The organism is Pseudomonas kairouanensis (assembly GCF_004682055.1).
Taxonomy (GTDB): domain Bacteria; phylum Pseudomonadota; class Gammaproteobacteria; order Pseudomonadales; family Pseudomonadaceae; genus Aquipseudomonas; species Aquipseudomonas kairouanensis.
In genome coordinates this window covers 1-12,468 of record NZ_QUZU01000036.1, presented here as the reverse complement: position 1 = coordinate 12,468, position 12,468 = coordinate 1, and the positions used below count along the sequence as shown (strand labels likewise).

At 61.7% G+C, this 12,468-nt stretch carries 12 protein-coding genes; 5 read left to right on the top strand and 7 right to left on the bottom strand.

The features are described from left to right. Positions 1–31 precede the first annotated feature (31 nt). A complete protein-coding gene (locus DYL59_RS23300; RefSeq protein WP_135291286.1) occupies positions 32–814 on the top strand; it encodes a class I SAM-dependent methyltransferase in 783 nt (260 codons plus the stop codon). A gap of 131 nt (positions 815–945) precedes the next feature. Here the strand turns inward: DYL59_RS23300 and DYL59_RS23295 are convergent, their stop codons facing one another. Continuing rightward, positions 946–1,581: a TetR/AcrR family transcriptional regulator gene (locus tag DYL59_RS23295; RefSeq protein ID WP_135291285.1), complete on the bottom strand. Its 636-nt coding sequence runs from the start codon at positions 1,579–1,581 to the stop codon at positions 946–948. Positions 1,582–1,674: 93 nt separating this feature from the next. On the opposite strand from DYL59_RS23295, the gene DYL59_RS23290 reads away from it, so the two are divergent. From DYL59_RS23290 to DYL59_RS23280, 3 genes are read left to right on the top strand one after another with little or no spacing between them, the layout of a single operon-like run. Further along, positions 1,675–2,775: an efflux RND transporter periplasmic adaptor subunit gene (locus DYL59_RS23290; RefSeq protein WP_135291284.1), complete on the top strand. Its 1,101-nt coding sequence runs from the start codon at positions 1,675–1,677 to the stop codon at positions 2,773–2,775. Positions 2,776–2,781: 6 nt separating this feature from the next. Then, entirely contained in the window at positions 2,782–5,847 is a 3,066-nt protein-coding gene (locus tag DYL59_RS23285; protein ID WP_135291283.1) for an efflux RND transporter permease subunit, read from the top strand. Positions 5,848–5,849: 2 nt separating this feature from the next. Further along, on the top strand, positions 5,850–6,443 hold the full coding sequence (locus DYL59_RS23280) for a LysE family translocator (RefSeq protein WP_135291282.1): 594 nt from the start codon (positions 5,850–5,852) through the stop codon (positions 6,441–6,443). Between the two features lie 36 nt (positions 6,444–6,479). On the opposite strand, the gene DYL59_RS23275 is transcribed toward DYL59_RS23280, so the two are convergent. Genes DYL59_RS23275 through plsB form a run of 3 tightly spaced genes read right to left on the bottom strand, consistent with a single transcriptional unit; the run spans position 6,480 to position 10,140 of the window. After that, positions 6,480–7,169, bottom strand: coding sequence for a DUF4197 domain-containing protein (locus tag DYL59_RS23275; protein ID WP_135291281.1), 690 nt, complete (start codon positions 7,167–7,169; stop codon positions 6,480–6,482). A gap of 23 nt (positions 7,170–7,192) precedes the next feature. Continuing rightward, the gene (locus DYL59_RS23270; RefSeq protein ID WP_135291280.1) at positions 7,193–7,594 is read right to left on the bottom strand and encodes a YbaY family lipoprotein; all 402 of its coding nucleotides are present in this window, start codon (positions 7,592–7,594) and stop codon (positions 7,193–7,195) included. 50 nt (positions 7,595–7,644) lie between these two features. Next, a complete protein-coding gene (gene plsB, locus DYL59_RS23265; RefSeq protein ID WP_135291279.1) occupies positions 7,645–10,140 on the bottom strand; it encodes a glycerol-3-phosphate 1-O-acyltransferase PlsB in 2,496 nt (831 codons plus the stop codon). A gap of 180 nt (positions 10,141–10,320) precedes the next feature. Between plsB and DYL59_RS23260 the strand changes: the two genes are divergently transcribed. Continuing rightward, a complete protein-coding gene (locus tag DYL59_RS23260) occupies positions 10,321–10,530 on the top strand; it encodes a cold-shock protein (protein WP_017738302.1) in 210 nt (69 codons plus the stop codon). A gap of 144 nt (positions 10,531–10,674) precedes the next feature. On the opposite strand, the gene DYL59_RS23255 is transcribed toward DYL59_RS23260, so the two are convergent. The 3 genes from DYL59_RS23255 to DYL59_RS23245 all read right to left on the bottom strand — a co-directional run. After that, the gene (locus tag DYL59_RS23255; protein ID WP_135291278.1) at positions 10,675–11,052 is read right to left on the bottom strand and encodes a hypothetical protein; all 378 of its coding nucleotides are present in this window, start codon (positions 11,050–11,052) and stop codon (positions 10,675–10,677) included. Between the two features lie 49 nt (positions 11,053–11,101). Continuing rightward, positions 11,102–11,911 (bottom strand): putative RNA methyltransferase, encoded by an 810-nt coding sequence (locus tag DYL59_RS23250; RefSeq protein WP_135291277.1) that lies wholly within the window; start codon positions 11,909–11,911, stop codon positions 11,102–11,104. After that, positions 11,911–12,468 (bottom strand): M20/M25/M40 family metallo-hydrolase (locus DYL59_RS23245; RefSeq protein ID WP_135291276.1); only part of this gene is annotated, 558 nt, incomplete at its 5' end. The genes DYL59_RS23250 and DYL59_RS23245, both read right to left, overlap by 1 nt.

Below are 12,468 nucleotides of genomic sequence, written 5' to 3'. Positions count from 1 at the left end.
CGATCCTTAATATTTTTGAGCGTAGCGATTGATGAGCGAACAACCAGCGGCCAGCCGCATCCAGGTCGAGGCCTTGGGCGAAGGTTTTCAAGCCCGCGCCGAGCAATGGGCCCAGGCGCTCGGCCTGCCCCTACACCTCACGGAGGCGGACTTTTCCCTGCAGGTTGGCGAGCATGGCCTACAGCTGCAACAGCTAGGGCCTGACGCACCAGGGCCGGTGCGCGTGGACTTTGTCGAAGGCGGCGCGGCTCATCGGCGTTTGTACGGCGGTGGCAGTGGGCAGATGATCGCCAAGGCCGTGGGCATCGCCCAAGGCGTGCGCCCACGGGTGCTGGACGCTACGGCGGGGTTGGGCAAGGATGCGTTCGTGCTGGCCAGCCTGGGGTGTGAGATGAGCCTGATCGAACGCCAACCGCTGATTGGCGCCTTGCTCGAAGACGGCCTGGCCCGTGGCGCGGATGATTTTGAAGTGGCACCCATCGTGGCACGCATGAAGCTGCTCAAGGGCAACTCCATCGAGGTGATGCGCAACTGGGAGGGCGAGCCGCCGCAGGTGATCTACCTGGACCCGATGTTCCCACACCGTGAGAAAACCGCCCTGGTGAAGAAGGAAATGCGCCTGTTCCGGCCATTGGTGGGCGATGACCCGGATGCGCCGGCGTTGTTGGCGGCGGCGTTGGCGTTGGCCAGTCACCGGGTGGTGGTCAAGCGCCCGCGCAAGGCGCCGTGTATTGAAGGGCCCAAGCCGAGCCATGCGTTGGATGGCAAGTCCAGTCGGTATGACATTTACCCTAAGAAAGCGCTCAAGGGCTGAGTCTTCAGTGACCTTGAGGGCCTCTTCGCGAGCAAGCCCGCTCCCACATTTGACCGAGTTCCAACTTTGGAATGCGACCAATGTGGGAGCGGGCTTGCTCGCGAAAGCGTCCGCCCAGGCAGCACATGGCTTCAGGCCCGATAAGCCCGCATAAACAACCCCACCACATCCTGCACATGCGCCTCGGCGGCTTCATCACTCAGTTGCCCGCCACAGCCATACAACAAACAAAAATTCGCCGTGCCCTTGAGCAGGCAAAAGAAGTGCTCGGCCGCCGTAAACGGCTTGTCGATGCTCAAGGCGCCGCTCTGGTGGATCTTGCTCAGCAAGCGCTCCATGCCTTGCAGCATGCGCATCGGGCCGGCTTCGAAGAAGATCTGTGAGAGTTTCACGTCCTGATTGCCGGTGGTCATCATCAGGCGATGCAGGTTCACCGACTCCTCGCTGTTGATCAGCCGATGGAACCCCCGCGCGATATTCAGCAATACCGTTTCTACAGGCATGCCCGGCGGCAGTTCGAAATACATCACCGGCAGTTGTTCCTCGCACGTCGCCACCACGGCGGCGGTGAACAAGGTTTCTTTGTCGGTGAAGTGGCTGTAGACGGTCAGCTTCGACACGCCCGCTTCCAGTGCCACCGCGTCCATGCTGGTGCTGGCATAGCCATTACTCAAAAACAGGATTTTCGCTGCTTCGAGGATTGCCTGGCGTTTTGCCATGTCCTTGGGACGCCCAGGGCTATTGGTGTTTACAGGATTGTCGGACATTGTGATGTTTATTACTGGACTGGTGAGTTTGGTATTAATAACATACTGGCCAGTATAATTATTCCTAGCTCCATTAGCGAAAGGTCCTTCAGCATGCGCAGCACTTTCCTGCCCTTTGCGTTGCCTGTCAGCCTGGCGTTCCTTCTGTCCGCGTGCGGCCATGAAGAAGCGGCCCAGACCACCGTCCGCCCGGCCATGGTGGTGCAACCGCAGCCATCGGCGCAGTCGGCCGACAGCTACCCCGGCGAAGTGCGTGCCCGCTATGAGCCGGACCTGGCCTTCCGTATTGGCGGCAAAGTCAGCAAGCGCCTGGTGGAGGAGGGCGAGCGGGTCAAGGCCAACCAGCCGCTGGCCGAGTTGGACCCTCAGGACGTGCGCCTGCAACTGGAAGCCACCCGTGCCCAAGTGGCCGCCGCCGAGGCCAACCTGAGCCTGGTGCGCGCCGAGCGTGACCGTTACAAGACCCTGCTGGACCGTCAGATGGTCAGCCGTTCCCAGTACGACAATTCCGAAAACCTCTACCGATCCGGCGAAGCGCGTCTTAAGCAAATCAAGGCTGAGTTCGATGTGGCCAGCAACCAGGCCGGCTATGCGGTGTTGCGCGCCCCCCAGGATGGCGTAGTGGCCAAGCGTGCAGTGGAAGTCGGCCAGGTGGTGTCCGCCGGCCAGACCGTATTCACCCTGGCCACCGATGGCGAGCGCGAAGTGCTGATCAGCTTGCCGGAGCAAGGCTTTGGCCGCTTCAAGATCGGCCAGCCGGTGGCCGTGGAACTGTGGAGCCAGCCGGATCAGCGTTTCAGCGGGCGCATTCGGGAGCTGTCGCCCGCAGCCGATCCGAAGTCGCGAACCTTTGCCGCTCGCGTGGCGTTCACCGGCGGCAAAGTGCCCGCCGAACTGGGTCAGAGTGCCCGAGTTTTCATACAAGCCGATGGCGTGATTCCACTGTCGGTGCCGCTGTCTGCCCTCAGTGCGGAAAACGGTGCTTCCTACGTCTGGCGGGTGCAGCCGGACAACACCCTTAAGCGCACCCCCGTGCGTATTGGTGCGTTTGGCGAGAAAACCGTGCCGGTGCTGGAAGGCTTGGCCCCCGACGACTGGGTGATTGCCGCCGGTGTGCACGTACTCCATGAGGGCCAGCAAGTGCGCCCGGTGGATCGCTCCAACCGAGTGGTGAATCTGGCGGCCAAGGAGTAGTCCCCGATGGGTTTCAATCTTTCCGAATGGGCGCTGCGTAATCGCCAGATCGTACTGTTCCTGATGATCCTGCTGGCCGTGGTCGGCACGCTGTCCTATACCAAGCTGGGGCAAAGCGAAGACCCGCCGTTTACCTTCAAGGCCATGGTGATCAAGACCAACTGGCCTGGCGCCACGGCCCAGGAAGTCTCGCGCCAGGTCACCGAGCGCATCGAAAAGAAGCTGATGGAGACAGGCGAGTACGAACGCATCGTCTCGTTCTCGCGCCCCGGTGAATCCCAGGTCACCTTCATGGCCCGCGACTCCATGCACTCGGCGCAGATCCCCGAGTTGTGGTACCAGGTACGCAAGAAAATCAGTGACATCCGCCAGACCTTGCCGCCGGATATCCAAGGGCCGTTTTTCAACGATGAGTTCGGCACCACCTTCGGCAATATCTACGCGCTGACCGGCGACGGTTTCGACTACGCCGTGCTCAAGGACTACGCCGACCGCATCCAGATTCAACTGCAACGCGTACCGGATGTGGGCAAGGTCGAGCTGCTTGGCCTACAGGACGAGAAGATCTGGATCGAACTGTCCAACCTCAAGCTGGCCACCCTCGGCTTGCCCCTGGCGGCGGTGCAGCAGGCGTTGCAGGAACAGAACGCGGTGTCCACGGCGGGCTTCTTCGAAACCCCCACCGAGCGTGTGCAACTGCGGGTATCGGGTAACTTCAAGACGGTGGAAGAGATCCGCAATTTCCCGATCCGCGTCGGCGACCGCACCTTCCGTATCGGCGATGTGGCCGATATCCACCGTGGTTTCAACGACCCGCCTGCACCACGCATGCGCTATATGGGCGCGGACGCCATCGGACTGGCCGTGGCCATGCGTGACGGTGGTGACATCCTGGTGCTGGGCAAGGCGCTGGAAGGCGAATTCGCACGTTTGCAAAAGAACCTTCCGGCCGGCATGGAGCTGCGCAAGGTCTCTGACCAACCAGCGGCGGTGAAAACCAGCGTCGGCGAATTCGTCCAGGTGTTGGCCGAAGCATTGGCCATCGTATTGCTGGTGAGTTTCTTCTCCCTCGGCGTGCGCACCGGCATGGTGGTGGCCCTGGCCATTCCGCTGGTGCTGGCGATGACCTTTGCCACCATGTATTACCTGGGCATCGGCCTGCACAAGATCTCCCTCGGCGCACTGGTCCTGGCCTTGGGCCTGCTGGTGGACGACGCGATCATCGCCGTGGAGATGATGGCGATCAAAATGGAGCAGGGTTACGACCGGCTCAAGGCCGCCAGCTACGCCTGGACCAGCACCGCATTCCCCATGCTCACCGGTACGCTGATCACCGCCGCGGGCTTTCTACCCATTGCCACCGCTCAGTCGAGCACCGGTGAATACACCCGTTCGATCTTCCAGGTGGTCACCATCGCGCTGCTGGCCTCGTGGGTCGCTGCGGTGGTGTTTGTACCGTACCTGGGGGAAAAACTCCTGCCGGACCTGGCCAAGATTCATGCCGCCAAACACGGCGCGGATGGCCCGGATCCCTACGGCACGCCTTTCTATCAGCGTGTAAGACGTTTGGTGGAATGGTGCGTGAATCGGCGCAAAACCGTGATCGTGCTGACCCTGCTGCTGTTTATCGGCGCGGTGGCGCTGTTCCGCTTTGTGCCGCAGCAGTTCTTCCCGGCCTCTGGCCGACTGGAGCTGATGGTTGACCTGAAACTGGCCGAAGGCACCTCCCTGAGCAACACGGCCGAGCAGGTCAAGCGCCTGGAAGCCTTGCTCAAGGAGCACGCCGGTATCGACAACTACGTGGCCTACGTGGGCACCGGTTCGCCGCGCTTCTACCTGCCATTGGATCAGCAATTGCCCGCCGCCAGCTTCGCCCAGTTCGTGGTGTTGGCCAAAACCATCGAGGAGCGTGAAAGCCTGCGCACCTGGCTGATCGAGACCCTTAACGAACAATTCCCGGACCTGCGTTCGCGGGTCACACGCCTGGAAAACGGCCCGCCCGTGGGTTACCCGGTGCAGTTTCGCGTGACCGGCGAGCACATCGAGGAGGTCCGCGCCCTGGCGCGCAAAGTGGCGGCCAAGGTTCGCGAAAACACCCATGTGGTCAACGTGCACCTGGATTGGGAAGAACCCAGCAAGATCGTTTACTTGAATATCGACCAGGACCGTGCCCGCGCCCTGGGCGTCAGCACTGCCAACCTGTCGAAATTCCTGCAGAGTTCGTTGACTGGCTCCAGCGTGAGCCAGTACCGCGAGGACAACGAGTTGATCGAAATCCTCCTGCGCGGCACCGTGCATGAGCGTACCGAACTGTCGCTGCTGCCAAGCCTGGCGGTGCCTACCGACAACGGCAAAAGTGTGGCGCTGTCGCAGATCGCCACCCTCGAATACGGCTTTGAAGAAGGCATTATCTGGCACCGCAATCGCCTGCCCACGGTCACCGTGCGTGCGGATATCTATGGCAAGGAACAACCGGCGACCCTGGTCCAGCAGATCCTGCCGACCCTTGAAGGCGTGCGCGCAGAACTGCCTGACGGCTACCTGCTGGAAGTCGGCGGCACGGTGGAAGACTCTGCCCGAGGCCAGAACTCGGTAAAAGCCGGGGTGCCGTTGTTTATCGTGGTGGTGCTGACCTTGCTGATGCTGCAACTGCGCAGTTTCTCACGCACGGCGATGGTGTTTCTGACGGCCCCCTTGGGCTTGATCGGCGTGACACTGTTCCTGCTGGTGTTCCGCCAGCCCTTCGGTTTTGTGGCCATGTTGGGCACCATCGCGCTGTCGGGGATGATCATGCGTAACTCGGTGATCCTGGTGGACCAGATCGAACAAGACATCAAGGCCGGCCTGGCCCCGTGGCAGGCAATCATCGAAGCCACCGTGCGCCGCTTCCGCCCGATCGTGCTGACCGCACTGGCGGCGGTGCTGGCGATGATCCCGCTGTCACGCAGCGTGTTCTTCGGGCCAATGGCGGTGGCGATCATGGGCGGGTTGATTGTGGCGACGGCCTTGACCCTATTGTTCCTGCCGGCCCTGTATGCTGCGTGGTTCCGAGTGAGGAAGGACGTCGCGTAATCATGTTGGCCACTGTTTCAGCCTTGATGTTGTTGTTGCTTGCCCCTGGCCCGACCAACACCCTGCTGTTTCGCGCAGGGGTGTTGTTCGGCTTGCGGGCGTCGTGGAAGCTGGCGTTTGTCGAGTGCCTGGCCTACCTGCTGCAGGTCTCGGTGTGGGGCGTGGCGTTGTTGTACCTGGCGGCCTATTCGCCGTGGGCGTTGAAGGCCACGCAGTTGGCGGCGGCTTGTTACCTGCTGTACGTCTCGTACAAGCTCTGGCAGCGCAAGAACAGCTCTATCGAACCTGGTCGCGATCGTTTCTGCGGTCTGTATTTCTTCTGGCTGACGGTGATGAACCCCAAGGGGTTGCTGATCGTGTCGTTTATCGCACCGGTCGGCGCCTTTGCCACGCTGCCAGGTTATGCCGGGTTCATGACGACGTTGGCGCTGGTGGTGATCCCGGTGGGGGCGGCGTGGATTGTGCTGGGCAGTCGCTTCGAAGGAATACAGAAGGCCTGGCTGACGCCCTTGAAGATCAACCGCGCGACGTCGATTGCCATTGGGTGCTTTGCCACGTTGATGGTGGGACGGTTGGCAGAGTCGGTATTGCACTAGATCGCTCCCCGTTGCAGGGAGCGATCCGTTCAAGGCTTACAGCGCCCCAAACACCTTCTTCGCCAAACTGGTGGCCGCCGCCGCCGGGTTCTTGCGAATGGTTTCTTCCTGCTGCGCGATCATCTTGAACAGGCCATCCAGCGCCTGTTCGGTCACGTAGTTCTCCACGTTGGCGCTCTTGGCGTCCACCGCACCAAAGGCCGCTGCCTTGCCGGCCAGGGCGTTGTACTGCTGGGCCACGCCGACCTTGTCGGTGGCAGCTTTGACGATAGGCAGGAACTTGGCGCGGATTTCTTCGCGGCTGCTCTTGTTCAGGTACTGGGTGGCCGAGTCCTGGCCGCCGCTGAGGATGCCCTTGGCGTCGGTCACGCTCATGTTTTTAACGGCATTCACCAGGATCGGCTGGGCCTGGGTCACGGCGGTTTCAGCCGCTTTGTTCATGCTGGTTTCCAGCTGGGTGACCTGGTCGCCCATGCCGAACATTTTCAGCTTGTCTGCCACTTTGCCCAGTTTGCCGGGCAGGCCGATCTTCACTTCTGGGTTGTTGCTGAAACCACCTGGAACGCCCAGCTGTTTGACGGCGATCTGCGCACCTTGGGTCAGGGCGTCCTTGAGGCCGCCGCTGGCGTCGCCCTGGGACAGGCTGCTCAAGTCCAGGGCCATGGCGTTGGCGCCCAGCATCAGGCCGGCGAACAGGGCAGTAAAACGAAGGGAGTTACGGAGCATGGACGCTTCCTTATTAATCAAAATCAGTGGGCCACAGCATCAACGCGCACGCGCAACGGTTGTGGATCCTGGCCATTGAGCTGCACAGCGTGCCGTTCGGTGGTGATAAACAGTAGCTCGCCATCCACTTCGATGCGAGCACTCACCGAATAACTGTGGCCGGGTTTGACCTGGGCGGGGTCGTAGCTCAGGTGAAACGGCAGCGGCACCTGGCCTTTGACCGGGCCTTTCTGTTCGGCCAGGGTCACCGCCGGCGCGTCGGCCAGGGAGACATCTTGCAGGCTGACGCTCAAGACGGCGCTCGGTGGCAAGGCGATGCGTTGACGGTAGAACACTTCGCCATCAAGGCTGGCCTGGGGCGCGGGCGTCATGGATTGGCAGGCTCCGAGCAGGGCGGTCAGGCCCAGTAGGACGATCTTTTTCATGGTGCAGCTCCTTGTAAACGGCGCCGCAAACCCTCGGCGCCTTATTCAATCTAGCGGCTTTCTTGGGTTTCAACCGGCTCGTCATCAACCCGGTGCAGCGCGACCTGGCGAATCGACAGGCGAATTTCTGCCGGCAGCACGCGCTTGGCGGCGCCTTCGGCCAGCTCGCCCAGCAGGTCGTGATAGCTCAGTTTGCCGGCCTCGTCGCGGCGCAGCACATCTTGCTCCAGCAACGTCTGGATGAAATGTCGGAAAAGGCTCTTGTCGAAGAACTCCGGCGCGTTCAGGCCATGCAGGATCGACAGGCGCTGGGCCATGATCGTGCACAGGTCTTCCAACTCCTCGGCGCTGATGCTGTTCTGGCCGCTGTTGAGCAGCAGCGAGATGGCCATGTAGAAGCGTTGCAGGGTCTGGGCGATGCTCTTGGACAGCAGAGTCAGCAGTACAAAGTGCCGCGAACTCGGTGCCGGGCGCAGGTACACGTTGTTCTCGAAACGCAGCAGGCCCTGTTCGACGAAGGCTTCCAGCCACTGGTCGACCACGGTGTCCAGTTCGTCCAGGTTCCAGCGGATAAACAGCTCCGATTGCAGGTACGGGTACAGGGCGTGGGTGTAGCGCAGGATCTGTTCGCGGCTCATGCGCGAGCTGCTCTGGAAGAAGCTCGCCAACAGCGCAGGCAGGGCGAAGATATGCAGCACGTTGTTGCGGTAGTAGGTCATCAGGACGGCATTCTGCTCGTCCAGATACAGGATCTTGCCCAGGGCGTCACTTTGCTCCGAGAGCAGGTCCATGTCCTTGACATGCTTGATCAGCGCCAGGCCATCACCTTCGGGCAGTGTGGTGTGGGGCGAGTAGGGCACGCGGCGCAGCAGCGCCAGGTACAGGTCCAACTGGCGCGCCATGGCTTGTTCGTCCAGGGCCAGGCGGGTGGTGGACAGCAGCGCCAGGGCCACCAGGTTGACCGGGTTCACGGCGGCGGCTTCGTTCAGGTGGCGGGCCACCTGTTCGCCCAGGCGGTTGGTGGTTTCGTTGAGCCACGCCGGTTTGTAGTTCGGGCCCAGCTCCTGGGCGCGCCAGTCCGGTTGCTCGGCATCGAGGAACTCGGCCAGCTTGATCGGCTCGCCGAAGTTGACGGCCACCTGGCCAAAGCGCTGCTTGAGCGCGCCAACCACTTTGAAAATATCGAAGATCGACTCTTTCTTCTTGCTCGCGCCCCGCAGTTCGCCGAGGTAGGTACGGCCTTCAAGTACGCGTTCGTAGCCGATGTACACCGGCACGAACACGATGGGCATGCGCGAGGAGCGCAAGAAACTGCGCAGGGTAATCGCCAGCATGCCGGTCTTGGGTTGCAGCATGCGCCCGGTGCGCGAGCGTCCGCCTTCGACGAAGTACTCCACCGGGAACCCCTTGGTAAACAGGGTATGCAGGTATTCGTTGAACACCGAGGTGTACAGCGGGTTGCCCTTGAAGGTGCGGCGCATGAAAAACGCACCGCCACGGCGCAGCAGGCTGCCGATCACTGGCATGTTCAGGTTGATGCCGGCGGCGATGTGCGGTGGGGTCAGGCCGTTCTTGAACAGCAGGTAGGACAGCAGCAAGTAGTCGATATGGCTGCGGTGGCAAGGCACGTAGATCACCTCATAGCCCTGGGCAACCTTTTGCACGCCTTCGATGTTATTGACCTTGATGCCGTCGTAGATCTTGTTCCAGAACCAGCTCAGCACCACCTCCAGGAAGCGGATGGCGGTGTAGGTGTAGTCCGAGGCGATCTCGTTGCCGTAGCGCAGGGCCTGGGCCTTGGCTTTTTCCGGGCTGATCTTTTCCCGTTCGGCCTCATCGGCAATGGCCTGGCGCACCAGCGGCATATTGACCAGGCCTTTGACCAAGTTGCGACGGTGGGACAGGTCGGGGCCGATCACGGCGGTTTTCAGGTTACGAAAGTGCACCCGCAGGATGCGCTGGGCCATGCGCACGGTGCGTTCGTGACCTTTATTGTGCTCGATCAATTCACGCAGGTTGATAGGCGCGGAGAATTGCACACGGGTCTTGCGGCCGAGAATCAGGATGCTCAGCAAGCGGCGCAGGCGCCCGGTGACCGCCCAGCTGTCGGCGAACAGCAGCTTCCACGGGCTCGACTCGCTTTCCGGCGACTGGCCCCAGAACACGCTGACGGGAATGATTTGTGCATTCTCTTCGGCGTGTTCGGTCAGTGTGTTGACCAGGCGGGTCAGGGTCGGCGGCGCGCCGCGCTTGTCTTGGCGGCCGAGCCAGTCCGGTTCCGGCGTGAGGTAGAAGAACGCCGCCGGTTCCATCAACGGGCCTACCGACACCGGCAGCACCGGGCGTGGCAGGCCGGCCTTGGTGCACTCGGCGTCGACCACGGCCAATTCGGTGAGGGAGGGCGATTGCAGGACGTAGAACACCGGCCGGCTGCGGTCCAGGTTAAGGGTAAGGGACGACTGGTTGATCGTCTCCGAGCGAACCCAGAGGTACAACAGTCGGCGCAAGGTGCCAAACACCAGACGGCGGAACGGGGAGCGGGTCATAGGCGTGCTGCTTCAAGTGGTTGAAACCGAGCAGGTGCTCGGGCGGGTAGTGTGCCGTATTCGCCGAAAATCGGCAAAAAAGCAGCGAAGTAAACTTGAGTTGAACGTTTTTGAGCCTGTCATATACTCGGCAGTTCAATGCGGCACTCAACAATAAAAATGCATGTGGGAGTAAGACAGATGGCAACGCGTGAAACCGGCAATGTGAAGTGGTTCAACGATGCAAAGGGCTATGGCTTTATTCAGCGCGATGATGGCAAGGATGTGTTTGTGCACTACCGCGCCATTCGCGGTGACGGCCACCGTTCATTGGCCGAGGGCCAGCAGGTGGAGTACGCCGTGGTGACCGGCGAGAAGGGTTTGCAGGCGGAGGATGTGGTGGGTCTCTAACCCGGGCTTTTGTTACACCACGGAACCCATGTGGGAGCGGGCTTGCTCGCGAATGCGGTGAATCAGTCAGTAAATCAGGTGACTGACACACCGCATTCGCGAGCAAGCCCGCTCCCACATTTGATGGGGTTCACAATTCAGGGTTTACGCCGTTTTCCAGGTGATCTGCTCTTCACCGTCTGCGCTGATGCGGATCCAGGTGTCGGCGCTTTCCTCACCTTCTTCCTCAACCCACGTCCCCGGCGCACACCGCACTTCCACGTTCAGCGCAGCAAACGCGGCGCGGGCGCAGGCGATGTCGTCGTCCCAGGGGGTCTGGTCGCTTTCCAGGTACAGGCTGTTCCACTTGCCGACCGCTTTAGGCAGCCAGGTGACGGGCACGGTGCCGGCCTTGCACTTGTAGGTCTGACCCTTCTGGACCCAGTCGCTGCATGGGCCCAGTGCGTCGCCCAGCCAGGCGGCAATGGCACGGTGGTCGACGTCGGCGTCCTTGAGGTAAATCTCGATATCGGGTTGGCGCATGGATGTTCCTCGTTGCGGGATTTTAAAAATCCATTCGCGGAAAAGTCGGTTATTGAAGCACGAAATAGTCGTAACGCATCGACACGGTGACCAGCAGCGGCTCGGCCGCCTCGATCACTTGAGCGCGGCGCTCTGCGCTGGCGCGCCAGCCGTGGGGCGTCATCGCCAGCAGGTTGGCGCGGTCGTCAGGCTTTTCCAGGCTCAGCGTGAATTCCAGGGTTTCACTGTGAGCCAGGCTCATGCCGTCGGGCACCAGGGCCAGGTGCTTGTCGTCGGTGTACTCGCGTACTTCGTCGTACAGGCGCTCGCGCAGCTCCATCAGGTGGCCGCGGGTGGGGCCGACTTTCATCAAGCCCCCGCCAGGGCTGAGCAGGCGCTTGGCCTCCTCCCAGTCCAACGGGCTGAACACACTGGCCAGGAACTGGCAGCTGGCATCGGCCAACGGTACGCGGGCCATGCTGGCGATCAACCACGTCAGGTTCGGGTTGCGTTTGCACGCACGCTTGACCGCTTCCTTGGAGATATCCAGCGCATAGCCATCGGCGTGGGGCAGGGCGTCGGCGATTTGCGCGGTGTAGTAACCCTCGCCACAACCGATATCCACCCAGCGCTGCGGGGCGCGTTCAGCGGCCAGTTCGGCCAGGCGCCTGGCCACCGGGGCGTAGTGCCCGGCGTTGAGAAAGTCGCGACGCGCCTCCACCATTGCCAGGTTGTCGCCAGGGTCGCGGCTGTTCTTGTGCTGCACCGGCAACAGGTTCAGGTAACCCTGGCGCGCACGGTCGAAGCGATGCCCGGCCGGGCACGCCACGCCATTGTCCACCGCGTTGAGCGGGGCGCTGCAAATGGGGCAGGCGAGCATCAGGCGAGCAACTTGATCAGGGTCTGGTAGTAGATTTCGGTCAGCACGTCGAGGTCGCTGGCCAGAATACGCTCGTTGACCTGGTGGATGGTCGCGTTGACCGGACCCAACTCAACCACCTGGGTACCCAGGGTGGCGATGAAGCGCCCATCGGAGGTGCCACCACTGGTGGACGCCTGGGTTTCGCGACCGGTAATCGCCTTGATGCTGGCGGAGACCGCATCCAGCAATGCGCCCGGCTCGGTGAGGAACGGCAGGCCCGACAGCGCCCATTCTACGTGCCAGTCCAGGCCATGCTTGTCGAGGATCGCCGCAACGCGCTGTTGCAGGCCTTCGACGGTGGATTCGGTAGAGAAACGGAAGTTGAACACCGCCGTCAGGTCACCGGGAATCACATTGGTGGCACCCGTGCCGGAATTGAGGTTAGAAATCTGGAAGCTGGTAGGTGGGAAGAACGCATTGCCGTTGTCCCAGTGCTCGGCCGCCAGTTCCGCCAGGGCCGGAGCGGCCAGGTGGATCGGGTTTTTTGCCAGGTGCGGGTAGGCCACATGGCCCTG

Excerpts from the sequence above, each read along its gene's own strand:
- DYL59_RS23295 (WP_135291285.1), bottom strand. The coding sequence starts at position 1,581 with ATGTCCGACAATCCTGTAAACACCAATAGCCCTGGGCGTCCCAAGGAC.
- DYL59_RS23275 (WP_135291281.1), bottom strand. The coding sequence starts at position 7,169 with ATGCTCCGTAACTCCCTTCGTTTTACTGCCCTGTTCGCCGGCCTGATG.
- DYL59_RS23290 (WP_135291284.1), top strand. The coding sequence starts at position 1,675 with ATGCGCAGCACTTTCCTGCCCTTTGCGTTGCCTGTCAGCCTGGCGTTC.
- DYL59_RS23300 (WP_135291286.1), top strand. The coding sequence starts at position 32 with ATGAGCGAACAACCAGCGGCCAGCCGCATCCAGGTCGAGGCCTTGGGC.
- DYL59_RS23260 (WP_017738302.1), top strand. The coding sequence starts at position 10,321 with ATGGCAACGCGTGAAACCGGCAATGTGAAGTGGTTCAACGATGCAAAG.
- DYL59_RS23285 (WP_135291283.1), top strand. The coding sequence starts at position 2,782 with ATGGGTTTCAATCTTTCCGAATGGGCGCTGCGTAATCGCCAGATCGTA.
- DYL59_RS23270 (WP_135291280.1), bottom strand. The coding sequence starts at position 7,594 with ATGAAAAAGATCGTCCTACTGGGCCTGACCGCCCTGCTCGGAGCCTGC.
- DYL59_RS23250 (WP_135291277.1), bottom strand. The coding sequence starts at position 11,911 with ATGCTCGCCTGCCCCATTTGCAGCGCCCCGCTCAACGCGGTGGACAAT.
- DYL59_RS23280 (WP_135291282.1), top strand. The coding sequence starts at position 5,850 with ATGTTGGCCACTGTTTCAGCCTTGATGTTGTTGTTGCTTGCCCCTGGC.
- plsB (WP_135291279.1), bottom strand. The coding sequence starts at position 10,140 with ATGACCCGCTCCCCGTTCCGCCGTCTGGTGTTTGGCACCTTGCGCCGA.
- DYL59_RS23255 (WP_135291278.1), bottom strand. The coding sequence starts at position 11,052 with ATGCGCCAACCCGATATCGAGATTTACCTCAAGGACGCCGACGTCGAC.